General features: G+C 62.3%; 22 protein-coding genes, 1 pseudogene and 1 other annotated feature. Of the genes and pseudogenes, 18 read left to right on the top strand and 5 right to left on the bottom strand.

The genetic code is table 11. The annotated features are described in order from the left end of the window. Positions 1-17 precede the first annotated feature (17 nt). Entirely contained in the window at positions 18-254 is a 237-nt protein-coding gene (locus IOC61_RS11055; RefSeq protein ID WP_195688897.1) for a thioredoxin family protein, read from the top strand. A gap of 310 nt (positions 255-564) precedes the next feature. Here the strand turns inward: IOC61_RS11055 and merR are convergent, their stop codons facing one another. After that, on the bottom strand, positions 565-1059 hold the full coding sequence (gene merR / locus IOC61_RS11050; RefSeq protein WP_195688896.1) for an Hg(II)-responsive transcriptional regulator: 495 nt from the start codon (positions 1057-1059) through the stop codon (positions 565-567). 73 nt (positions 1060-1132) lie between these two features. Between merR and merT the strand changes: the two genes are divergently transcribed. The 7 genes and pseudogenes from merT to IOC61_RS11015 all read left to right on the top strand — a co-directional run bounded on the left by merT (position 1133) and on the right by IOC61_RS11015 (position 5365). Then, positions 1133-1483: a mercuric ion transporter MerT gene (gene merT, locus IOC61_RS11045; protein WP_023007334.1), complete on the top strand. Its 351-nt coding sequence runs from the start codon at positions 1133-1135 to the stop codon at positions 1481-1483. Positions 1484-1496: 13 nt separating this feature from the next. After that, on the top strand, positions 1497-1775 hold the full coding sequence (gene merP, locus IOC61_RS11040) for a mercury resistance system periplasmic binding protein MerP (protein WP_023007333.1): 279 nt from the start codon (positions 1497-1499) through the stop codon (positions 1773-1775). A gap of 2 nt (positions 1776-1777) precedes the next feature. Then, positions 1778-2029, top strand: coding sequence for a mercury resistance system transport protein MerF (gene merF, locus IOC61_RS11035; protein WP_031218777.1), 252 nt, complete (start codon positions 1778-1780; stop codon positions 2027-2029). Next, entirely contained in the window at positions 2022-3671 is a 1650-nt protein-coding gene (gene merA / locus IOC61_RS11030; protein ID WP_081712102.1) for a mercury(II) reductase, read from the top strand. The genes merF and merA overlap by 8 nt, the downstream gene beginning before the upstream one ends. 117 nt (positions 3672-3788) lie before the next feature. Then, positions 3789-4161 (top strand): annotated as a pseudogene (locus IOC61_RS11025) (transposase); the annotation flags it as partial. Then, positions 4015-4131, top strand: a sequence feature (AL1L pseudoknot). It overlaps the preceding pseudogene by 117 nt. Positions 4162-4325: 164 nt before the next feature. Next, the gene (locus IOC61_RS11020) at positions 4326-4523 is read left to right on the top strand and encodes a hypothetical protein (RefSeq protein WP_166637557.1); all 198 of its coding nucleotides are present in this window, start codon (positions 4326-4328) and stop codon (positions 4521-4523) included. A gap of 281 nt (positions 4524-4804) precedes the next feature. After that, positions 4805-5365 carry a manganese efflux pump MntP family protein gene (locus IOC61_RS11015; RefSeq protein WP_133483785.1) on the top strand — a complete coding sequence of 187 codons (561 nt, stop codon included), beginning with the start codon at positions 4805-4807 and terminating at the stop codon, positions 5363-5365. 509 nt (positions 5366-5874) lie between these two features. Here IOC61_RS11015 and IOC61_RS11010 read toward each other — a convergent pair. From IOC61_RS11010 to IOC61_RS11000, 3 genes are all read right to left on the bottom strand, one after another. Beyond that, positions 5875-7032, bottom strand: coding sequence for a ZIP family metal transporter (locus IOC61_RS11010; protein WP_133483786.1), 1158 nt, complete (start codon positions 7030-7032; stop codon positions 5875-5877). Then, positions 7032-7958: a multicopper oxidase domain-containing protein gene (locus tag IOC61_RS11005; RefSeq protein ID WP_229333094.1), complete on the bottom strand. Its 927-nt coding sequence runs from the start codon at positions 7956-7958 to the stop codon at positions 7032-7034. The genes IOC61_RS11010 and IOC61_RS11005 overlap by 1 nt, the downstream gene beginning before the upstream one ends. Positions 7959-8908: 950 nt before the next feature. Further along, positions 8909-10345 carry a DegQ family serine endoprotease gene (locus IOC61_RS11000; RefSeq protein ID WP_420706338.1) on the bottom strand — a complete coding sequence of 479 codons (1437 nt, stop codon included), beginning with the start codon at positions 10343-10345 and terminating at the stop codon, positions 8909-8911. Positions 10346-10497: 152 nt separating this feature from the next. Between IOC61_RS11000 and IOC61_RS10995 the strand changes: the two genes are divergently transcribed. The 4 genes from IOC61_RS10995 to IOC61_RS10980 all read left to right on the top strand — a co-directional run bounded on the left by IOC61_RS10995 (position 10498) and on the right by IOC61_RS10980 (position 14337). Next, positions 10498-11412 carry a cation diffusion facilitator family transporter gene (locus tag IOC61_RS10995; protein WP_195688893.1) on the top strand — a complete coding sequence of 305 codons (915 nt, stop codon included), beginning with the start codon at positions 10498-10500 and terminating at the stop codon, positions 11410-11412. Positions 11413-11513: 101 nt separating this feature from the next. Next, a complete protein-coding gene (locus IOC61_RS10990; protein WP_195688892.1) occupies positions 11514-12191 on the top strand; it encodes a DsbA family protein in 678 nt (225 codons plus the stop codon). Positions 12192-12373: 182 nt separating this feature from the next. Continuing rightward, on the top strand, positions 12374-13447 hold the full coding sequence (locus IOC61_RS17900; protein ID WP_176475857.1) for a M23 family metallopeptidase: 1074 nt from the start codon (positions 12374-12376) through the stop codon (positions 13445-13447). Between the two features lie 107 nt (positions 13448-13554). Next, positions 13555-14337, top strand: a complete 783-nt coding sequence (locus IOC61_RS10980; RefSeq protein ID WP_089680909.1) for a ZIP family metal transporter — start codon at positions 13555-13557, stop codon at positions 14335-14337. A gap of 21 nt (positions 14338-14358) precedes the next feature. Here IOC61_RS10980 and IOC61_RS10975 read toward each other — a convergent pair whose 3' ends face one another. After that, complete coding sequence (locus IOC61_RS10975; protein WP_089680911.1) at positions 14359-14817, bottom strand: MerR family transcriptional regulator; 459 nt, start codon at positions 14815-14817, stop codon at positions 14359-14361. An 84-nt stretch (positions 14818-14901) separates the two neighbouring features. Here IOC61_RS10975 and IOC61_RS10970 point away from each other — a divergent pair, with 84 nt between their 5' ends. The 6 genes from IOC61_RS10970 (at position 14902) to IOC61_RS10945 (ending at position 21591) form a co-directional block, all read left to right on the top strand. Then, positions 14902-17097, top strand: coding sequence for a heavy metal translocating P-type ATPase (locus IOC61_RS10970; RefSeq protein WP_195688891.1), 2196 nt, complete (start codon positions 14902-14904; stop codon positions 17095-17097). Between the two features lie 17 nt (positions 17098-17114). Then, positions 17115-17597 (top strand): signal peptidase II, encoded by a 483-nt coding sequence (gene lspA / locus IOC61_RS10965; RefSeq protein ID WP_023007119.1) that lies wholly within the window; start codon positions 17115-17117, stop codon positions 17595-17597. Positions 17598-17601: 4 nt separating this feature from the next. Then, positions 17602-19104, top strand: a complete 1503-nt coding sequence (gene lnt, locus IOC61_RS10960) for an apolipoprotein N-acyltransferase (protein WP_229333093.1) — start codon at positions 17602-17604, stop codon at positions 19102-19104. Positions 19105-19133: 29 nt separating this feature from the next. Continuing rightward, a complete protein-coding gene (locus IOC61_RS10955; protein ID WP_195688890.1) occupies positions 19134-20195 on the top strand; it encodes a L,D-transpeptidase family protein in 1062 nt (353 codons plus the stop codon). Positions 20196-20342: 147 nt separating this feature from the next. Beyond that, entirely contained in the window at positions 20343-21227 is an 885-nt protein-coding gene (locus IOC61_RS10950) for a cytochrome c oxidase assembly protein (protein ID WP_229333092.1), read from the top strand. Next, on the top strand, positions 21205-21591 hold the full coding sequence (locus tag IOC61_RS10945) for a copper chaperone PCu(A)C (protein ID WP_195688889.1): 387 nt from the start codon (positions 21205-21207) through the stop codon (positions 21589-21591). Before IOC61_RS10950 ends, IOC61_RS10945 begins: the two co-directional genes overlap by 23 nt. The last annotated feature ends 111 nt before the right edge of the window (positions 21592-21702 follow it).

Raw genomic sequence — 21702 nt, 5'->3', positions numbered from 1 at the left:
CGCAAAGGAGCAAGACCATGAAGAAGATCGAAGTGCTGGGTACCGGCTGCAAGAAATGCGTCACCACCGCCGAGCAGATAGAGGCCGTGGCCGGCGAGCTGGGTATCGAGGTCGAGGTGGAGAAGGTCACCGACCCGGCTGCCATCATGGGCTATCAGGTCATGTCGACACCCGCCGTGGCCATCGACGGCAACCTCGTTCACAGTGGCAGCGTGCCGAATCGCGAAAAGATCGAGAGCCTGCTGAAGGGCTGACTCCCTCCCCGCGGTAGCGACCCGGCATCCGGGCGACACCGCGGGGCTTCATTGCTACCAATGCCTTCCGTACCCAACGCCTCGCTGAGCGACCCCTGATAGCGTCAGCCCTCGGGAAGCCGGAAGTTCTTGGCACAGGCTGACGGCCAGACGACAGGTCGCCACGCTGGGTGGCGTGCCGGCAATGCCGATGTTGACCATTTCATTCTTTAGCCCTTTGAGAGCCGCCGGGAAATGAAGCGACAGCTTCATTGAAAGTGCTGTGCTTTCGAGCATGGCAACCAGATAATCCGGAGAGAACAAAGTGGGATCACGTAATGGTACTAGGCCTGATACACCACTTAATCCGGATACCCTTTCTGGGGAGCCGCTGTTCCCCTGTGATCGAGCCCTCATGTAAGGACGCAATCAGCGGGCAGGTGATACTTCCCTCCTGTTCATGACACGCCTGTACAAGTTCGTCCAGTGTCCGCTCGATACGCTGGAGGCTGGCGACCTTCTCACGGACATCCCGCAGTTTATGCTCGGCGAGGGTGCTGGCCTCCTGGCAATGAGTGCCATCCTCCAATCGCAACAGCTCGGCAATCTCGTCCAGGCTGAAGCCCAGCCGCTGCCCGGTTTTGACGAAGGTCAGCCGCGCGACGTCGGCTGTGCCATAGCGGCGAATACTGCCGGCAGGACGTTCGGGCTCTGAGAGTAGCCCACGGCGCTGATAATACCGGATGGTCTCGACATTGACGCCAACCGCCTTGGCCAGGCCACCAATGGTCATAGTGCCCGCTACTCTATCCCCCTGTCTCTTCATGACGCTTGACTCCGTATCTGACTACGGATGTAACCTTATCCCAGTAAACAAGGTCATGAAAGGTGCAAGCGCAATGTCTACATCGAAAACGGGGAAAGGGCCTCTGGCTGCCGGTGGGCTTGCTGCCCTCCTTGCCTCGGTCTGCTGCCTCGGCCCGCTGGTGCTGATCATGCTGGGGATTTCCGGCGCCTGGATCGGCAACCTGACGGCCCTGGAACCCTACCGCCCACTCTTCGTCGGTATGGCGCTGGTGGCACTGTTCTTCGCCTGGCGCCGGATCTTCCGGCCAGTGGAAAAGTGCCAGCCAGGTGAGCTTTGTGCCGTGCCACGCGTCAGGACGGGCTACAAGGTCATGTTCTGGATTGTGTCGCTACTGGTACTGACTGCGCTGGTCTTTCCCTACACCTTGCCCTGGTTCTATTGAGAGGAGGTTCTCCATGAAAGCTCGTTTCGCCCTCATCGCGATACTCGCCCTGCTCAGCTCTCCCGCCATGGCGGCCCTGCAGACCGTGACGCTCTCAGTACCGGGCATGACCTGCGCCGCCTGTCCGATCACCGTCAAGGCTGCACTCAACAAGGTGGACGGCGTCTCGCAAATCGACGTGAGCTATCCGGATCGTGAGGCCGTGGTCACCTTCGATGATGCCAAGACCACGGTTGAGGCCCTGCTCCAGGCCACGGCCAATGTAGGTTATCCCTCGACGGTGAAGGAATAAGTGTGAAAGGTCCGAGGAAATTTTCAAACGTCGTGCTTGGCAGCATGCTGATGGGATTGTGTTGCGCCGTGCCAATAGTCCTGATTCTGTCCGGCACGGCGGGCCTGGCCGCGCTGACAGGCTATCTCGACTACGTGCTCTTCGCTGCCCTGGCCCTGGCCATCGTCATCGGCTTGCCTCTCTACGCGCGACACCACAAGCGGAAGCAGGATGCCGGCTTTACTCATAAAGACTCGGAGAAACGTGATGATTGAACTCAACGTGAGTGGCATGACCTGTGACCGCTGTGCGGATCATGTCAGGGAAGCCTTGGAGAAGCTGCCCGGCGTACAGTCGGTGGAGGTCTCCTATCCTCAGGGGACGGCATCGGTAGCCGTTGATCCGGGCACACCGGCCTCGGCGTTGACGTTCGCCGTGACCCGACTTGGCTATCAGGCCCGACTGGCCAACAGTGAAACACCCTCCCCGACAGGCGCATCGGTTTCCAAGGGCCGTGATGAAGACGCCCCGCACATCGCGGTGATCGGCAGTGGCGGCGCTGCCATGGCGGCGGCCCTGAAGGCCGCCGAACGCGGCGCCCGGATCACCCTGATCGAACGCGGCACTCTCGGCGGTACCTGTGTCAATACCGGCTGTGTGCCCTCGAAGATCATGATCCGCGCGGCGCATATTGCGCATCTGCGAAAGGAGAGCCCCTTCGATGCCGGCTTGAGCGCCCAGGCACCGGTGGTGGACCGGGCACAGCTGCTCAGGCAACAGCTGGGGCGTGTCGAGGAACTGCGTGATGCCAAGTACGCGGGGATTCTGCGCGACCACCCGGCCATCACGGTCCTGCATGGCGAGGCCCGGTTCGTCGATGCCCGCAGCCTGACGGTCGAGCTGAATGAGGGCGGCGCGCAGACCGTCCGCTTCGATCGCGCCTTCATCGGCACCGGCGCTCGTCCGACAGAACCGCCGGTGCCGGGGCTGGCCGAGACCCCCTATCTCACGTCCACCAGTGCGCTGGAACTGGACACCCTTCCCGAGCGGCTGATCGTGATCGGGGCCTCGGTGGTGGCCCTGGAACTGGCCCAGGCTTTCGCCCGTCTGGGCAGCCGGGTCACTGTGCTGGCCCGCAGCCGAGTGCTGTCCCAGGAAGACCCGGCGGTGGGTGAGGCCGTGGAAGCGGCGTTTCGCCGTGAGGGCATCGAGGTCCTCAAGCAGACACAGGCCAGCGAAGTGAGCCACGACGGCCAGCTGTTCACCCTGCAGACCCACGCCGGGACCCTGCAGGCGGAGCAATTGCTGGTGGCCAGTGGCCGCACACCCAACACCGAGGCCCTGAACCTGGCGAGCATCGGCGTGGAGACCGCGCGTGGCGCGATTCTGGTGGATGAGCATCTGCAGACCACCGTACCGGGCCTGTATGCCGCCGGTGACTGCACCGATCAGCCGGAGTATGTCTACGTCGCCGCCGCCGGGGGTAGCCGCGCCGCGATCAACATGACCGGCGGCGAGGCCACCCTGGACCTCAGTGCCATGCCGGCGGTGATCTTCACCGACCCCCAGGTGGCCACCGTCGGCCTGACGGAAGCCGAAGCACTGGAGCAGGGCTTCAGCGTAGAGTCCCGCGTGCTCGAGCTGGCGAACGTGCCACGTGCGCTGGTCAATTTCGACACCGGTGGGTTCATCAAGCTGGTGGCCGAACGCGACACGGGGCGGTTGCTGGGGGTACAGGCGGTGGCCGGCGAAGCCGGCGAGCTGATCCAGACGGCGGTTCTGGCGCTGCGCGCGCGCATGACGGTGCAGGCCATCGGCGACGAACTGTTCCCCTACCTCACCATGGTGGAAGGCATCAAGCTCTGTGCCCAGACTTTTACCAAAGACGTGACGCAGTTGTCATGCTGTGCCGGGTGAACGGGCTGAGATTGAGCGAACCGTACCGGGATTCCCGGAGACTCCAAACCTTGAGAGAATGGAACCATAAGCACATGAAAGCGATACTCCCCTGAAGTCCGTGAGCGCGCGGTCCGCATGGTCTTCGATCACGAGGCCGACTACCCCTGCCAGTGGGTGGCCATCGGTATTATCGCCCCCAAGATCGGCTGGACACCGGAAACGCTGCGTAGCTGGCCCGGCAGACCGAGTGTGATTCGGGTCGCCGTGAAGGCACCACGACGTCAGAGCGTGAGCGAATCGAGGCGCTGGAGCGTGAGAACCGAGAGTTGGGGCAAGCCAACGGGATACTTCGCGAGGCGTCTGCCTATTTTGCCTAGGTGGAGTTCGATCGCCGCGGCAAGAGATGCTCGACTTCATCGTTGGTCACCGGGCGTCGTACATGGTCGAGCCGATCTACCGGATGCTGCTGTTTACCCCATTGAGGTACTACGAGCATAAAGGCCGTGAGACGAGACTCAACCTGACCGTGCACCGCCCCGCGTCCAGCGGGACTGTTGGCTGCGATAAACTACACGGCTGCCTCCTCACTCGATAGCCTCTTGGTAATTCGTCTCCAGAACGCGCGCTTGGTATCCCGCAGATTGACGTCCGGACCGCCAGGCGAACGCATCGGTGCCCCCGTCTGTTCAGCGCCCCAGCCAGGTGATCGTCCCATGCAACACCTCCAATATCGAGATGTTGCAACGGCCGATTGAATATGCCGTCGACTGGTTCAACCACCGGCGGCTCCTGGAGCCGGGCAACATGCCACCGGCCGAGCGAGAAGATCTGTATTATGAGCAGCAGGGTCAGGCCAAGAAGGCGGCCTGACTGAAACCAACGGGTCTCCGAGAAAGCCAAGGCGGTTCACAGGGCTGCGCTGAGCAGCCCTGCTAACAGTGGCGCCGCTTGATTCGCCTTATCTCGACCTGATAATGTTCGCACCCTTTGGGGAGTAGCCTGCTTCTGAACCGCTCAGAAGCGTCCGTATCAACATACTCGGTAACTTGCCGTGGTACGGACACCTTTCGGTTGGCGAGACCATCGGTATACCCACGTCAAAGCCGGGCGTGTGGAGATGCCATGGACTCTATGCCCGGCTGGAAGTGTTTATGAATCCGTTCTCACTGGTAATGCTCGCTATTGCCATGTCTACAGATGCCTTTGCCGCCGCTGTCGGTAAAGGATCGAGCCTAGACAAGCCACACATTACCGAAGCTCTGCGCATGGGTATGATCTTCGGAATTGTCGAAGCAACTACGCCCGTCATCGGCTGGCTGGTCGGCCAGGCCGCTTCGCAATTTATCGAGAACTGGGACCATTGGATTGCCTTCACGCTGCTGCTAATCCTCGGTTTATACATGATGTACAACGGTTTCAAGGTGCCTGAGGAAGAGGCCGAGAAAACCAAACAGCATTCCCTGTTACTCCTGATGGTCACCGCCATTGCCACCAGCATCGATGCTCTAGCAGTGGGTGTGAGTTTGGCATTTATTGAGATCAACATTCTTGTCGCTTCGCTGGCCATTGGCTTGGCCACAATGACCATGGTGACTGTCGGCGTGCTGCTTGGAAGGGCTATCGGCACGCTCGTCGGGCGCTGGGCAGAGATTGTAGGCGGCACAGTGTTAGTCTTTGTGGGTGCGATCGTTCTCTATGAGCATTTAGCTTGATAAAACCAGTACATTCCCAGCGATCACCCTAACTACCTACGCCCGCAGAACGCTGAGAATCGACCGGAGCTTAGAATACGTTTTTTCCGAATTTTGGGGCTTCCCACGGTTTTCGCTGTCATGCTGGTTTGCTTGTCATGGTCCATCGGCTAAGCCATCGCCTCGGTCACTTGATTCTGCTGCTGTTCATGACCCGGTGAGCGAGGCCGGCGTCGGGGCGTCATAACAGGCGAGGTAGAAGGGCGATTGATGAGATTGGAAGCCACCTCAAAGAAACGGCACATCGGCTCGCGGCGGGGTGAGGCCCTTGCTCCTCTATTCCGTGGTGCTCTGTGGATATACCTTGTAAACCAAGCAGCTATCAACCAATTAATCCGGATACCCTTTTTTTTGCAATAAAAAATACATCAACCAGGTATTCCTTATACCCTTCAATTTCTGGGGAGTCGCTGCTCCCCGTTGATCGAGCCTCGTGTAATGAGGCGATCAGTGGACAGGTGGCCCCGAGGTCACACCTGCACGAGCAGTGCCGTGGCGTACATGATCCCGACCCCGGCCGTGACACCCAGCACTGAAATGCCGGAGACTGGCGACATCGCCTCAGCCACGGCGGTTCGCCGTAGATAATCTGCGACTTCGACGCAGACCTGTAGAATGGCGCCGGCTCCCAGCCCCAGGAACAGCGCCGACCAATGCGGTGCGAAGGCATAGGCCCCCAGCCAAGTGCCGAGTACCGCGGGCAAGCCGGCCAGGGCCACTAGTCCGACCCACATCCAGGCAGGTATGGACAGGCGCGTCAGGGGAGCAGCGATGGCGACGCCTTCGGTCAGGTTATGCAGCGTAAAACCGATCACCAGGAAGGTGCCCAGCGCCCCGGCACCAGCGGCGAAGGCGCCACCGATGGCGAGGCCCTCGCCCAGGTTGTGCAGCCCGATGCCCAGCGCGATATACCACGCCAGAATGCGACCCTCCGGAGGCAGGCCGTGGCGCCGCCCCACCCCCAGCAGCGCCAGGAAGGCGACCAGCGCCGTCAGCCAGACCAGGGCCGGCCCTTGGAACAGCGACGCCGCCTCGGCCGCGAGTTCGAGCCCGGCCTCGAGGGTGTCCACCAGCAGGAAGGCCAGCAGCCCCAAGGTCAGGGCCAAGGTGAACTGGAACCCCTTCGCGCCGGCATGCTGTAGCGCCGGCAACAGGCACATGCCCAGCGCCACCGGCAGGACCCCCACAAAGAGGCCGAGCACGCCATAGCCGGACAACTGCTCGATGCTCGGCTGTGGGGTTGGCTCCGCCACCTCGATGGTGTGCCCGAAGGTGACCCCTGTGCCGGTGACCAGGGTGACCTCGTGCAGTTCGTCCTCCACCCAGGGATAGGGGATCTGCAGCCATGCGGCCTGCCCCCTGGACAGCTCACCAGCTGGCTCCTGGTGGAAGCGCCAGTAGGCACCATCGACCTGCACCTGGGCGATGCGCATGGGTTCCGATCCCCCCGCGCGTACCTTCAGGGCGAGGCCGTCGTCGTCGATGATGGTGCGCTCGACGGTCAGTTCCTCGAGCGGCGGTGGCGATACGCCGAGCCATTCGAGTGGCTGCGTCATCTGGAACCACAGGAGCGCCAAGCCGAGCATCAGCGGGGGGAGCAGCAACGAGAACCACAGTCGCGGGTGCATCAGACCACCTCGAACAGACTCATCCAGCCGAGTTCCACGAATTCGCTCTGGTGGGCATGGAACATGTACTGCCCCGGCTCGTGGTCGGCGAAGGAGAACTCCAGGATGCCCCGCTGCGCCTGGCACTGCATCACCGTATCCACTGTCCTGAGGGTCGGGGTCAGGGTCGTGCCATGATCGTAGTAATCGAAGAAGTTGGCATGCAGGTGCAGGGAGTTCACTGGGTCGAATTCGGTGACGTTAATCAGGTATATCCGTACCGGGCGAGCCCGCTCGAGGCGAATCGGACGATTCACATAGGCATGCGCCACCGTGTTGACCGCGTAGATCTCGTTCTCCTCGTCGAAATTGGTGTCGAAGCCATTCATCACCATCACGAACTCCTGCCAGCGCGCGTTCTCCTCACTGCCGAGGAGGCGCGAGCGAGCTGCTTGCTCATTCTCGGGATGCCGCTGCGGATCCGGGTCGACGATAAAGGCACCGTACAGGCCCTTGTGGATATGGCGCTTCAGCGGCAATGAATGGCAGTGGTACAGGTGGCAGCCGAATGGCTCGGCATCGAACTCGTAGGTGAAGGCTTCCCCAGGTGCTACCTCGCCGGCGCCTGGCACGCCATCCATCCGCGCCGAGTGGATGCCATGGAAATGCAGGGTGTGGGCATGGCTGCCGGCGTTGACGAAGCGAATGCGTATCCGGTCGCCCTCGGTGGCCCTCAGCGACGGCCCCGGCACCCGACCATTGTAGGTCCAGGCCGGGAAGAAGAGCCCTGGTGCGATCTCGATCTCCTTGTCGATGGCGGTGATCGTGTACTCGCGCAGCCGTTGCCCGTTCGCCAGCCGGCTGACCCTGCCGGTATCCCAGTCGGTGAGCATGGCGGTCGGATCGAAGCCATTGCGTGCATGGTCGACCTCGCCTTGGGTGATCATGTTGCCCGTCATAGCCCCGTGGCTTCCGGCAGGGGAGGAAGAGGTCGTCACTGGTGCCGAAACGGTGGCTGCGCGGGCCGACGACAGGCCTATCGCTGACATCAGGCCCCAGCCCCCCGCCTTGAGGAAACCCCGGCGGTCGAAACGCCGTCCTGTCATCGCTTATCGCTCTAAGGTGAACAAGGATGCTTCTGATAAGCATTGTAGTTTATCGCGCTCGGATTAGCGCACTCGGCTCTTCAATCATCACTTCACTTTCGCTGAAGGCTCAGCACGGCTGCATGATCCGCGCAGCAGGTAAGAGCAGTAGCTGGAACAGCTGGTCCGGTTTTGCCCACGAGGCGTAGGCTCGCTGGGACGGCATCTCAGCCACTTCACCCGCACCAGCCGCAACCGATACAGGAACTTCTGGTGGGATCGCATGTTGCCCGGTCGCGGCCAGAACTGGGTTATATGAAAAGTAAAGCCGTAGCGAGAAACGCCTGGGGAGTACCTAAAGCACCTTGAAGATATCGGCTTCATTTTTCAAATAAAGCGCGGCATCATCGGCTAAATGCCCCGAGAGTACGCATCTTATCAGTCATGGTTTAAGGTTTTTTTTATAACCACTCATCCAGCACATAGTCGGGGTTGATCTTTACCAAAAGGGAGAGATCACAACGGCAACAGCATAGCAAAATCACGCCTACATTGGGCCCTGGGAAGGCCTCGATGTTGCTTGAACCATGGCTTTGCGGGAACGTGCCCTGTGGCGTGGGAGCTTGACAAGAAATCAGCCATTGGGGCACAAAAAATTGAACTGAAACACCGCCGGATGGTTGGCGGTACTCTTTTAATGAGTAGGCCACCTAGCTGCACATTAGAATGCACGAGATTCTGAAGAAGCGCCCCAGCGATCCTACTCGCCAGGGCGCCGCTGTGCTGATGTATTGAACGCTACTCAGTCGCGGTCAGTCACCATTGCCCACTCGCAGGGCCACGAAATAGGCACGGCCGTCGCGGTTGAGCAGAACCGGCACCGTTTGGTCGTCCGGCAGGTTGGTAAGCAACTCCGTCAGCTGTTCCGGGCTCTCTATCGGTTGCTGGCCCAGGCTGACCAGCACATCGCCGGGGCGAATGCCGGCGGCAGCGGCATGGCCGGTCGGATCGACCTTGGCGATGCGCACCCCGTGATCAATGCCAAGCCGGCGCTTCTCCATGCTACTCAGCGGCTGAACCACGATCCCGAGGCGCACCGGGTCGCCCTCGGCCTGATCGGCACCGGCATCCGGCCACTCGCCAACTTCCACCGTGATGGTCTCCTGCTGACCATCGCGCAGCACCCTGAGCTCGACCTCTTCCCCCGGACTCGTTTGACCGACCAGGCGCGGCAGCGTGGTGGAGTGGTCCACTTCCTGGCCGTTCACCTCAAGGATGACATCACCGGCCTTGAGGCCGCCTTCCGCCCCAGGGCTGCCGGGCTCAAGCTGGGCGATCAAGGCACCCTCGGCCTGTTCCATGCCGAAGGACTCCGCCAGGTCCTTGGACACCGGCTGGATGCTGACCCCCAGCCAGCCGCGGCTCACGTAACCCTCTTCGCGCAGCTGGTTGGCGACATCCAGTGCTACATCGATGGGGATGGCGAAGGAGAGGCCCATGTAGCCACCGCTGCGGGTCAAGATCTGGGAGTTGATGCCCACGACTTCACCATCCAGGTTGAAGAGCGGTCCTCCGGAGTTACCCGGATTGATCGCCACGTCGGTCTGGATGAAGGGGACATAGACGTCCTGTGGCAGGGTGCGGTTGATGGCGCTGATGATCCCGGATGTCACCGAGTGATCGAAGCCGAAGGGGGAGCCGATGGCGGCGACCCACTGGCCGACCTTGAGATCGGTGGACTCACCGAGCTCCAGGGTCGGCAGATTGTCCGCCTCGACTTTGAGGACCGCCACGTCGGTCTTTTCATCAGCACCGACCAGCTCAGCCTCGAGCTCACGCCGGCCATTCAGGCGCACCAGGATCTTATCGGCGTCCTTGACCACGTGGGCGTTGGTCATGATGTAGCCGTCTTCATCGAAGATAAAGCCCGATCCCAGTGACTGCCGTGGCTCCTCATTGCGATTGGGCGCACCGCCGGGTGGCATCGGGATGCGGTCGCCGAAGAACTCTCGAAAGATCTCCGGCACCTCCTGCCCCCCAAACTGCCGAGAGGATGTCATGGACCTCTCGATCTCCCGTGAGGTGGAGATGTTGACGACGGCTGGCGCGGCCTTGTCGACCAACTCTGTGAAGTCTGGCAGCCGTGGCTCGGCGAGGGCTGGCGTCGCCAGCATCAAGAGTAAGGCTAGGCTCATCAGCCAGGTGTGCGGGTGAGGCTTAGGTATCACAATGGGCTCCTTCCGGGGCATGGGAGATGGTAACCATGTCTGGTACAGCGCCCACTATGCAAAGTTCCATACGCTTAGCCTTGGCTCGGTCTTCATTAGAATTCGGGCTTGAAGCTTGAGTTGCTATAGGTTTTATACTGCCGGGTCATCAGGTGACACCACAAGGATGACGCATGGGACATCATCACGATCATCCCCACCTTGACCCCACCTCTGGTGACCGTCGGGTGAGCATCGCCATCTGGGCCAACGGGATATTGACCGTTGCTCAGATTGTTGGGGGCATCCTGGCCGGAAGTCTCGCGCTGATCGCGGATGCGCTGCATAATTTTTCCGACATGGCTGCCCTTGTCATTGCCTTTGCTGCCCGCAAGATCGCGAGGCGACCACCTGACTCTCAGATGACGTTTGGCTATGGACGAATCGAGATTGTCGCAGCGCTGATCAACTACACTACTCTCATTCTTGTTGGGTTTTATCTAATTTATGAAGGCGTGATGCGCATGATCGACCCGCCAGAGATTCAAGGCTGGATAGTCGTCATCATCGGGATTGTCGCTCTTCTTGTCGATGCGCTAACGGCCTTGCTCACCTGGTCGATGCAAAAACATAGTGTCAACATTCGGGCTCTCTTCCTGCACAACCTGTCTGATGCGTTTGCGTCCATCGCTGTGATCATTGGGGGCTCGCTGATTCTGCTATACGATATGCGCTGGGTAGACCCCGCGATCACGATCGGTATTGCACTCTATATTCTCTATCTTGCCTTTACGGAAATAGGTACCCCTATCCGGATACTGATGCTGGGCTCGCCTCCCGATGTCGATGGTCAATCAGTCATTGATCTCCTGCGCAGCGTCGAAGGGGTTGAGGATGTGCATCATGTTCACCTATGGCAAATGCAGGAGAATACCGCCGCACTTGATTGCCACGTGGTGACGACGGAAGCAGGCTGGCAGCAGCTCGAGGCGATCAAGGCGGATATCAAGGCGCAACTGAAAGCGCGCTTTGACATTGGCCACTCCAGCTTGGAATTCGAGCATATTGATCATGCGCATCAGGCAGCCAATCTTTATGGGCATGGATAACACGCCACTATTCGCCGACTTAGGCACCCAACAGCGGTTGAGATCCACTCAGCAGTCCTCTGGTCTTGCTTTCCGTTTAACCACTTGAATTGGAGAAGTCAATGTACAAAAAAGCGACGTTTATCCTGGTTGGCGCGTTGATGCTGACCGCCCTCATCGTGATCGTAGCGAGACCCTCGTTGTTGGGCATGGGCGCCGAGGCGGCCAGCCAGGATGGCGCTCAGGCCGAAAACTCTCTGGTGCGCTCACACTCGCCTGTTCTGGGGCCGGAAGAAGCGCCGGTGACCATCGTGGAGTTCTTCGACCCGGCCTGTGAGGCCTGCCGTGCCTTCTATCCGCTGACCAAGCGCATCCAGGAAGAGTATCCCGACCAGGTGCGGTTGGTGGTGCGCTACACGCCCTTCCACGGAGACGTGTCCGATACCGCCATTCGCGTGCTGGAAGTCGCCAGGCGCCAGGACGTCTTCCAGCCGGTGCTGGAGGCGTTGCTGGCCCGGCAGAGCCAGTGGGCGGCTCATGGCAGCTTCGATGAGGCCGCTATTCTGGATATCGCCAGCGAGGCCGGTCTGGACAGGGCTGCAGCAGAGGAACAACTTGACTCCCCCGAGGTACAAGCGGTCATTGACCAGGACAAGGAAGACGTCAAGGCCAACCAGATCCGCCAGACGCCGACCTTTTTCGTCAATGGTGAGCTGTTGGACCCCTTCGGCATGCAGGAACTGGTCGACGCCGTCAATCGTGAGGTGACCGAGGTCGCTGGCGAGGACGATGCGTCATGACACGGCGCTGGTTGCTGCTAGGATTGGTGGGTCTGGGCCCTCTGCTGGCCGAGGCCCATTGGCAAGAGAACACCTTGCTATCCCCGAGCGAACCGGCATCGACCAGGGCACAGGCTCTCACACAGAGGGGCTCAGCGCCCTTGGCCGTTCAGCCACCCGAGAGCGTCGCCCAGGAGCTAACCGTGGCGCCTGGGGATACCCTGAACGCACTGCTGCAGCAGCTTGGCGTGAATGCCGAGACGCGCACCCAAGCGTCGACATCGCTGGCGGAGAGGTTCGACCCAAGACGCTTGCGGCCTGGAGACCGTCTCACTGTCACCTCTCTGACGACCGGACAGCCGGTGTCGGTGGCCATCGAGCGTGACTCGGGTATTCAATACGTCGTTACGCTGGGGGAGCGGCCGTCGACGCGGATTGTCCCGCCTCGTCTCGACACCCTGACTCTGGGCCGTGAAGTGGACATCGAAACGTCACTTTATGCCGCCTTGGCGGCAGAGGGGATACCCACGCGTTTCGCCATGGACCTCGAGGTGCTGCTAGGCGGACTCATGGACACAGCCCGAGATATCTCGGGCGCGGAGCGCCTGCAGTTACTGTGGGAAGAGGATCGCCGAGAGGATGGCACGCGAGTCGGGCCTCCCCGTCTGACCTATATGGGATTGGCTGACCCGTCGGCACGACTGGAGATGGTATGGCCGACGGACCAGAGAGCCACCGTGATGCTTTTCAAGGACGGTAGCCTTGTGGAGACGAAGCGGTTCCCGGTGCTCGGCGCACGCCTGACGTCCGCCTTCGGCAATCGACGCCATCCCGTTTACGGTGGGGTACGTCGTCATGACGGCGTCGACCTTGCCGCCCCTCGCGGCACCCCAGTCATGGCGACGGCGCCGGGGCGGGTCTCCTTCGTCGGTCGCCGGGGAGGTTATGGTCGTGTCGTGGAGGTAGAGCACGAGATGGGCACTCTCAGTCGCTATACGCATCTCAGTCGCTTCGCCTCCGGCCTGTCGGTCGGGGACGCCATCAATGCCGGCGACACGCTGGGTGAAGTCGGGGCCTCCGGACTCACCACGGGGCCTAACCTGCACTACGAAGTGAGAGTGGGTGACCGTCCTGTCGATCCCCTGGAGGAGGGGCAGCGCATCATTCTGGGGGAGTCACCGACACCCCAGGATTATCGAAGCGTGCTCTTCGAGGCTCGTGGGCGTCTGCAAAAAGCCATCGGTACGTCCGGTCTGGTCGCCTTGGATAATCGATAGGCCGCCAGGCTGACTTGTTGTATGACACGCATCGGTGGCCATGTGATGGCTATCGTCGTGTGTCTCAACATTCCCTGCAGTACCAATCCTCCAAAGTGGAAGGGTCTATGGAAGGTGTCTCTCCAGTCACGCTGGGGTTTTTGGGTAGTCTTGCCGCTGGTTCGATGACCGCGATCGGAGCGCTACCTATCCTGATCAGCAAGGCGCCCGATCGTGCCGTTCGCGACCTGGCACTCGGGTTCGCCGCCGGTGTCATGCTGGCAGCGTCCTTCTTTTCACTGATCATTCCCTCCCTGGAAGCTTCTGGACTGCGCTATGGCGGTAGCGTCTTGCCTGCCGCCATTGCCTGCGCGTCGATACTGATGGGGATTGGGCTGGTCGCCCTGCTGAATGAGCGACTCCCCCACGAGCATTTCGAGCAGGGACGTGAAGGGCCACAGGCGGCATCGCTGCGCCGAATCTGGTTGTTCATCATTGCCATCACGATCCACAACCTGCCAGAGGGTCTGGCGGTTGGCGTGGCCTTTGGCGCTGGGGGGCGTGAGGGTGGCCTTCCTCTCGCCATTGGTATCGGCCTGCAGAATGCACCGGAAGGCCTGGCGGTGGCGGTGGCACTGCTCGGTGAGGGCTATTCCCGCTGGCGGTCCTGGACCATTGCCTCTCTCACCGGACTGGTCGAGCCGTTAGGTGGCCTGCTGGGTGCGGGAGTCGTCAGCATGTCACAAGTGCTGCTCCCCTGGGGGCTGGCCTTCGCCGCCGGCGCCATGCTCTATGTCATCAGCCATGAGATCATTCCCGAGACCCACCGAAGCGGCCACCAGAACAAGGCAACGCTGGGGCTCTCGGTGGGATTGGTGCTCATGCTGTTTCTGGATGTCTCGCTGGGCTAGCATACCGATCCGTCCAGATGCCTATCCCAGGTCGTGAGCGCCTCCGTGGGCCTGGTCGCTGATACAAAGCTGATGATCGCTCAACACTTCGATGATCCGGCAGCTTTCGACCTTCCCCCCGGCACACTGGCTGACCATCCGTTTGAGCTCGTTACGCAGTGCGGAGAGCCGCTGCAACCGCGACTCGACCTCCTCCAGGTGGTGCTTGGCAATGGCGTCGACCTCCTGACACGGCATGTCGGGCTGGTCTGACATGGCCAGCAGTTCACGCACCGCTTCCACCGAGAAGCCGAAGTCCCGGGCATGGCGGATGAAGGTCAACCGCCTGACCGCTTCCTCTCCGTAGCGGCGTTGACCGCCCTCGGTACGTGTCGCGTCGCTCACCAGCCCGATGCTCTCGTAGTAGCGAACCGTTTCGGGCTTGCAGCCGGCACGCCGGGCCAGTTCGCCAATGCCGATTGCATCGCTCGTCTTCGCCATCCTGAAGCCCTCCTGAATGGCTTGAATCTATAGTTGCTACAAGGTTTATCCTTCAGAAGATAACCCATCGCCAGGAGTGTCACCATGGAAAATTCGACATCCACGGCAACGTCAGTGGGCTTCACGCTACGAGTCGAAGGCATGGACTGTGGTGGCTGCGAGCGCAAGGTCGAAGCCGCGCTGGGCCGCCTGGAGGGCATCGAGGCGGTATCGGCCAGTTCGGTGACCGGGTCGGTCACCGTACACCCCCAACCACACTCGGCCCCGTCTCACCAGACGATCGAACGGATCCTTAACGAGCTTGGCTACCGGCTTGCCGCCGATACCGAGAAGGATGGGTCAGATACCCCCCCAGCGCCCTGGTGGCAGACCGCGAAAGGACGCCTGGTGCTCGTCACGGGGGGCCTGCTGGCTCTGGCCTTGGTCCTTCGCATGACCTGGCCGGTACTGGGAGGCTGGCCCTTCGTCGCCGCCACCCTGGTGGGACTGGTGCCCATCGCACAGGGCGCCTGGGGCGCACTGAAGATGCGCAACCCCTTCACCATCGAGATGCTGATGAGCATCGCCGCCCTGGGCGCCCTGGCTATCGACGCCGCCGCCGAAGCGGCGGTGGTGGTCTTCCTGTTCGCCGTGGGCGAACTGCTGGAGGGCGTGGCCGCCTCACGGGCGCGACGCAGCATCTCGGCCCTGGCGGACCTGACGCCGTCCACGGCGAGGCTGATGGAGGATGGGGATACTCGTGAGGTCTCGGCCGCCTCGCTCACGCCTGGGCAGCGAGTCCTGGTGCGACCGGGCGACCGCGTGCCCTGCGATGGGCGTATTCTGACCGGCGAATCCGACCTGGATGAGTCACCGATCAACGGGGAGTCGGTGCCCCGCTCGCGTGCCCCGGGGGACGACGTCTTTGCCGGCACGGTCAACCTCGATGCCGCCCTGGAGGTGGAGGTAACCCGCGGCGCCGAGGACAACACCATCGCCCGTGTGATCCGCCTGGTGGAAGAGGCCCAGGCCGCCAAGGCGCCAGTGGCGCGCTTCATCGATCGCTTCGCGTTCTACTACATGCCGGCGGTGGTGGGGCTCGCCCTGCTGATGGCGGTGGTGCCGCCGCTGGTCTCGACCATGGCCTGGTCGGAATCGGTCTATCGCGCCCTGGCCTTGCTGTTGATCGCCTGCCCCTGTGCCCTGGTGATCTCGACCCCCGCGGCGATCGCTGCCGGCCTCTCGGCGGGCGCCCGGCGGGGCCTGCTGATCAAGGGCGGCGCGGTACTCGAACAGCTGGGCAAGCTGCGCACGGTGGCGTTGGACAAGACCGGCACCCTCACCGCCGGCACTCCCCGTGTCACCGACGTGGATGACTGGGCCACCGGCCAGGGCGAAAACGAGATCCTGAGGCTGGCAGCCGCGATGGAACGTGATTCTAGCCATCCCATCGCCACGGCCATCCTCGCCCATGCGCAGCAACAGGGCCTGTCGCTTCCCCTGGCCAGCGAGAGCCGCGCCCTGTCGGGCTTGGGCGTCGCCGGTCGGGTCGAGGGGCGCGAGCTGGGCCTGGTCACGCCTCGCCACCTGGCCGAGCGAGTCACGCTGGATCATGACCTGAACGTCCGGATCGCCGAGCTGGAGGGTGCCGGCAAGAGTCTCGCCCTGCTGGTCGAGAGCGAGCGTCCCCTGGGACTGATCGCCGTTCGCGATGAGCCGCGTGAGGACGCCCGGGAGGGGCTCGCCGCCCTGTCACGTCTCGGCGTCGAGGCCGTCATGCTCAGTGGTGACAATGCGCGTACCGCCGCTGCCATCGGTGGCTCGCTGGGCATCGAGGCCCATGGCGAGCTGATGCCCGAGGACAAGGCCCGGCGCGTGCAGCAATGGCAGGCCACCGGACGCGGGCCGGTCGGCAAGGTGGGCGACGGGATCAACGATGCCCCGGCACTGGCGGCGGCCGATGTCGGCATCGCCATGGGCGGCGGCACCGACGTGGCACTGGAAACGGCGGATGCGGCCCTGCTCAAGAACCGCGTCACCGGCATCGCCGAGCTGATCGACCTGTCTAGGGCCACGCTGCGCAACGTCAAGACCAACGTCGCCCTGGCGCTGGGCCTGAAGGCTATCTTCCTGGTGACCACGGCGCTGGGCATCACCGGCATGTGGATCGCGGTGATGGCGGATACCGGTGCCACCGTGCTGGTGACCCTGAACGCCATGCGGCTGCTGGGCTATCGCTTCTCACCAGGGACCGCCATGAGCGGCTCGGCAAGCCCGCGCTACCAGGCAGCCACGTCATGAGAACGAAACGGATAGCGATGGCGCCGCAGAGCCGCTACTGGTTGGCACTGGCCGTTATGGTCGGCCTGGCCGACCAGGTCATCAAGGGACTGGTGCAGGCGCTGATGCCGTATGGCCAGACCATCCCGCTGACCCCATTCTTCAACTGGGGTCACTGGTGGAACACGGGGGCGGCCTTCAGCTTCCTCGCCGATTCAGGTGGCTGGCAGCGCTACCTCTTCCTCTGCCTGACAGGAATAGCGGCTATCGTGCTGACGTTCCTGTTGTGCAGGCCCAGGCCCCGCCTGGAGGCGCTGGGGTACAGCTTGATGCTGGGTGGCGCGCTGGGTAATGGCATCGACCGCCTGGCGCGAGGGTATGTGGTCGACTACCTGGACATCTACTGGCGAGAGTGGCACTGGCCCGCCTTCAACCTGGCGGATATCGCCCTGTTCCTGGGTGTCATTACCTTTGCGATGGCGGCCTTGCATGAACGTCCCTCCCCCAGGTTGTCCGAGTGACGGCATGGATGCACAGAACCCGCCAGTCCGGGACATGACGCTTTTCGGACGGCTCTCTCCGGTCCTCGGCTGTTTGTTGGCCCTGACCGCCGGAGGGTTGACCACCCTTAGCGCCGCGCCCTTCACGCTGTGGTGGCTGGGCCCGATAGCGGTGGCTCTGGTCTATGTCGGCCTCCATGCCCTGACATCTGCTCAGGCCGCCCTCCGCGGCTGGTGCTATGGCGTGGGCCTGTTCGGCTCGGGGACCTCCTGGGTCTTTGTCGCAATCCACGACTATGGTGATACCGGGGTCCCCCTGGCGCTCTTCCTCACTGGTCTGTTCGTGGCCGGCCTGGCGCTGTTCTATGCCGTGCCCTTCTGGCTCTATCGCCGCGTCGCGGGCCCACGCCTGGCCTTCCTCAGCTTCGCCGGCGCCTGGGTACTCAGCGAGTGGCTGCGCACCTGGCTGTTTACCGGGTTTCCCTGGCTGCTGCTGGGCACCTCTCAGGTGGACTCGCCGCTGGCGGCCTGGGCCCCGGTAGGCGGCGTCTATCTCCTGTCGCTGATCACCGCCCTGACCGGCACCCTGGGCGTGGAGCTCCTGCGCCGCCGCTGGTGGGCCGCGGCGCCCATCGCCGCTCTCTGGCTGACTCCCCTGGCCCTGCCGGCCCAGTGGACCTTCCCGGCCGGCGAGCCGCTGGGAGTCGCCCTGCTGCAGGGCAACCTGGACCAGTCGATCAAGTGGACGCCCGAGGGCCAGCGTGAGGCGGCCAGTATCTACACGGTGTTGACCCTTGCCCAGTCCAACGACCTCGACCTGATTGTCTGGCCCGAGGCGGCCTTGCCGATGTTCGAGGAGAACGCGCGGCCCATACTGGAGCGGGTGCAGTCCAAACTGTCGCCCGACACCGCCCTGCTCACAGGCATCCTGCAGCGCGACGGCGGCGCTAACTACAACGGCGTGATCGGCCTGGGTAACGCCGAGGGCCAGTATCGTAAGGTGCGTCTGGTGCCTTTCGGCGAGTACCTGCCGCTGAAGCGCCTGCTCGCCGGCACTATCGCTTTCTTCGACTTGCCCATGCCGGTCATGACCCCCGGGGCCGAGGCTCAGGGGCCGATCCACGCCGCCGGAACCACCATCGGTAACGCCATCTGCTACGAGATCATCTATGCCGATCGTGTCGCCGAGCAGGCGCGCGATGCTGAGCTGTTGCTGACGGTCTCCAACGACACCTGGTTCGGCCGCTCCATCGGCCCCCTGCAGCATCTGCAGATGGCCCGCCTGCGTGCGCTGGAGAACGGCCGGTACCTGATCCGCGCCACCAGCAACGGCGTGACCGCCATCGTCGATCCTCAGGGCCGTGTCACGGCCCGCGCACCGCAGTTCCAGGCGACGAGCCTTCGCGGCGAGGTGCTGCCCATGGTGGGAAACACGCCGTTCACCCGAACCGGTAGCTGGCCCACCTGGCTGTTGGCCGCCTTACTGGTGCTGCCTGGATGGCGATTCAACACACGTCGGTCTGGATGATAAGGGTCCAGCCGAAAAGGGAGAGAATGATGGCGTTATCCGAATCCCACTCTGGCACAGCAAGGAAATCTCCATGGTGGCAGCTTCGAACACGCACACTGGTGGGAGCGCTGGCAGGCTGGCTTGCGTTCATCGGCGTTGCTCAGGCCCAGGAGGAAAACAAGTGGCCCCTCGGCCACTATCCGCTGCCTGAACAAGGCAATGTGATCGGCGACACCTACCGCATAACGGTGGAGGATCGAGAAGATACCCTGCTCGATATCGCCAGGCGGCACAACCTGGGGTACAGGGAGATCGTGCGCGCCAACCCGGACGTGAGCATCTGGATTCCCGGCGAGGGTGCCGAGGTGACCATACCCGGACGCTTCATCCTGCCCCCTGCAGAGCGCACTGGCATCGTCATCAACATCGCCGAGCTGCGCCTTTATTATTATCCCGAGGTGGATGACGACGAGACGCCACGTGTCGAGACCTATCCTATCGGCATCGGTCGCGAGGGCTTCGATACGCCCCTCGGTGTGACCAAGACCACCATGAACATCAAGAACCCCGCCTGGTACCCACCCGAGTCGGTCCAGCGTGAAGCCAGGGCACGTGGTGAAGAGGCACCCAGCGTGGTGCCCCCAGGCCCGGACAATCCGCTGGGAGACCATGCCATTATCCTTGGATTCGATGGCTACTTGATCCATGGGACCAACCAGCCGGATGGTATCGGCATGCGTGCCAGTCGTGGCTGTATTCGCATGTTCCCTGGGGACATCGAGTCGATCTTCGACCGCGTGCCCGCCGGCACCCAGGTCCGAATCGTCAACCAGCCCATCAAGATCGGCTGGCATGAAGGGCAACCGCTGGTTCAGGCATTCCCGCCCCTGGAGGGGGAGGGGCACAGCATGTCCACGTTGGTAGAGACCGTCACCCGTCTCAACCAGCGCAAGGCCGAGGGCTGGAGCTTCGATTATGAACAGCTTCGCGGCCTGTTGGATGACCCCAGCGGTCGCATGGTAGCCCTGAATCCGAAGCCGGAGCCGGATAAAACACCTGACCCTGACTACCAGGGTATCTACGCAGAAATTGCGCTGCGCAGGCCATGACGACGACAACATGGCGGGTCCTGTCAGTCTCGTGATGTTGACGTCGGTCGCGGATGATCCAGGATCTATAGCGCTCTACATGACCATTGGCGTTGCGTTTATAGCCCCACCTTGCCGCATGGCGCGGTGGGCTCCTAGTCTCACCGTTTGCATGCCGATTCTGGGGAGGGACGGGCTATCGACCTCGACGTTGCTCTGGGCTACCTGCTGCCGTGGGAGTTCTCGCTGGCCTGGTCGGGGGCCTGCCTGCTGGCCATCGTGCTCTATCTGCGTGGCCTCCGGCAGTGCCGACGGCGAGGCGAGGCCACCGGCGCAGGTCGAGTCCTTGCCTACCTGCTGGGTGTCGCCACCATCTATGGCGTCACTCAGACCCATTACGACTACCTCGCCCAGTACATGTTCTTTACCCATCGGGCTCAGCATCTGGTATTGCATCACGCCGGTCCCTTCCTGATTGCCCTGGCCGCCCCCCTGCCGGTACTGACGGACGGCTTGCCGACCCGAATCAGACACTTTTCAGGATGGAGGCCGGTCGCGCGCCTGCTGCGCCCTGTATACCGGACGCTTCAGCATCCACTGATCGCTCCCGTACTGTTCGTCGGGCTGATCTATTTCTGGTTGATTCCCGAGGTCCACTTCGATGCGATGCTGAGTACCGACCTGTATCAAGTGATGAACTGGAGCATGGCGCTGGATGGGTTGCTGTTCTGGTGGTTGATCCTGGATCGCCGCACGCCGCAGCAGGGCGGCCTCGGTTACGGCAAGCGCATCGCCATCCTGCTGGTGGTGATTCCGCCGCAGATCGTGCTGGGGGCCTATATCGTCTTCAGCCGGAGTGTCATTTTCGATGTCTATGAGGTATGCGGGCGCGCCTGGCCGCTGGACCCTCTGACTGACCAGCTCCTCGGTGGCCTGTTGACTTGGGTACCGGCCACGATGATGAGTGCCATCGGGGTTCTGATCATTCTCAGCTTTCTGTTCCGTGATGCCCGCAAGGAGGATGCCGCTGATGTCTCTCACGCCACACCCTAGTCTGCCGCGACTAGCGAAGGGCTGGTGCTCGACCTTCCTGCTGCTGATCGCGACGTCCGGCACGCTGGCGGCTGCCGAACTGGAGGTCAGCGAGGCGCGTCTGCGGCTCCTACCCGGGGACCTGCCCGCGGCAGGCTATTTCACCCTCACCAATACCAGCGAGAAGGGCGTCACCCTGACAGGAGCGGATAGCCCCGCTTTCGGTAATGTCATGATGCACCGCAGTGTCAATCAGGATGGCGTCACCCGCATGGAGCCCGTCGCCCAACTGGAGCTGGCGGCGGGGGAGCAGGTCGAATTCGCCCCGGGTGGCTACCATCTCATGCTCATGAAGCGGGTTCGCCCCCGGAACCTGTCAACCTGATTCGGACAGATCGTTAAAAATTAGTGTCGATTTCGTCGCGGTGGCACCTGCCGCCGATAGCGTCGGGAAGTTCACCACGCTGTAGGGGGCCGGGTCGTCGTCATCGGGCTG

It is taken from the genome of Halomonas sp. KAO (assembly GCF_015595025.1).
Classification (GTDB): Bacteria; Pseudomonadota; Gammaproteobacteria; order Pseudomonadales; family Halomonadaceae; genus Halomonas.
This window is presented reverse-complemented; position numbering and strand designations above follow the sequence as displayed.

Coding starts and splice junctions, on each gene's coding strand:
- IOC61_RS11055 (WP_195688897.1), top strand. CDS start 18: ATGAAGAAGATCGAAGTGCTGGGTACCGGCTGCAAGAAATGCGTCACC.
- merR (WP_195688896.1), bottom strand. CDS start 1,059: ATGAAGAGACAGGGGGATAGAGTAGCGGGCACTATGACCATTGGTGGC.
- merT (WP_023007334.1), top strand. CDS start 1,133: ATGTCTACATCGAAAACGGGGAAAGGGCCTCTGGCTGCCGGTGGGCTT.
- merP (WP_023007333.1), top strand. CDS start 1,497: ATGAAAGCTCGTTTCGCCCTCATCGCGATACTCGCCCTGCTCAGCTCT.
- merA (WP_081712102.1), top strand. CDS start 2,022: ATGATTGAACTCAACGTGAGTGGCATGACCTGTGACCGCTGTGCGGAT.
- IOC61_RS11015 (WP_133483785.1), top strand. CDS start 4,805: ATGAATCCGTTCTCACTGGTAATGCTCGCTATTGCCATGTCTACAGAT.
- IOC61_RS11010 (WP_133483786.1), bottom strand. CDS start 7,032: ATGCACCCGCGACTGTGGTTCTCGTTGCTGCTCCCCCCGCTGATGCTC.
- IOC61_RS11005 (WP_229333094.1), bottom strand. CDS start 7,958: ATGATCACCCAAGGCGAGGTCGACCATGCACGCAATGGCTTCGATCCG.
- IOC61_RS11000 (WP_420706338.1), bottom strand. CDS start 10,345: ATGCCCCGGAAGGAGCCCATTGTGATACCTAAGCCTCACCCGCACACC.
- IOC61_RS10995 (WP_195688893.1), top strand. CDS start 10,498: ATGGGACATCATCACGATCATCCCCACCTTGACCCCACCTCTGGTGAC.
- IOC61_RS10990 (WP_195688892.1), top strand. CDS start 11,514: ATGTACAAAAAAGCGACGTTTATCCTGGTTGGCGCGTTGATGCTGACC.
- IOC61_RS10980 (WP_089680909.1), top strand. CDS start 13,555: ATGGAAGGTGTCTCTCCAGTCACGCTGGGGTTTTTGGGTAGTCTTGCC.
- IOC61_RS10975 (WP_089680911.1), bottom strand. CDS start 14,817: ATGGCGAAGACGAGCGATGCAATCGGCATTGGCGAACTGGCCCGGCGT.
- IOC61_RS10970 (WP_195688891.1), top strand. CDS start 14,902: ATGGAAAATTCGACATCCACGGCAACGTCAGTGGGCTTCACGCTACGA.
- lspA (WP_023007119.1), top strand. CDS start 17,115: ATGGCGCCGCAGAGCCGCTACTGGTTGGCACTGGCCGTTATGGTCGGC.
- lnt (WP_229333093.1), top strand. CDS start 17,602: ATGGATGCACAGAACCCGCCAGTCCGGGACATGACGCTTTTCGGACGG.
- IOC61_RS10955 (WP_195688890.1), top strand. CDS start 19,134: ATGGCGTTATCCGAATCCCACTCTGGCACAGCAAGGAAATCTCCATGG.
- IOC61_RS10945 (WP_195688889.1), top strand. CDS start 21,205: ATGTCTCTCACGCCACACCCTAGTCTGCCGCGACTAGCGAAGGGCTGG.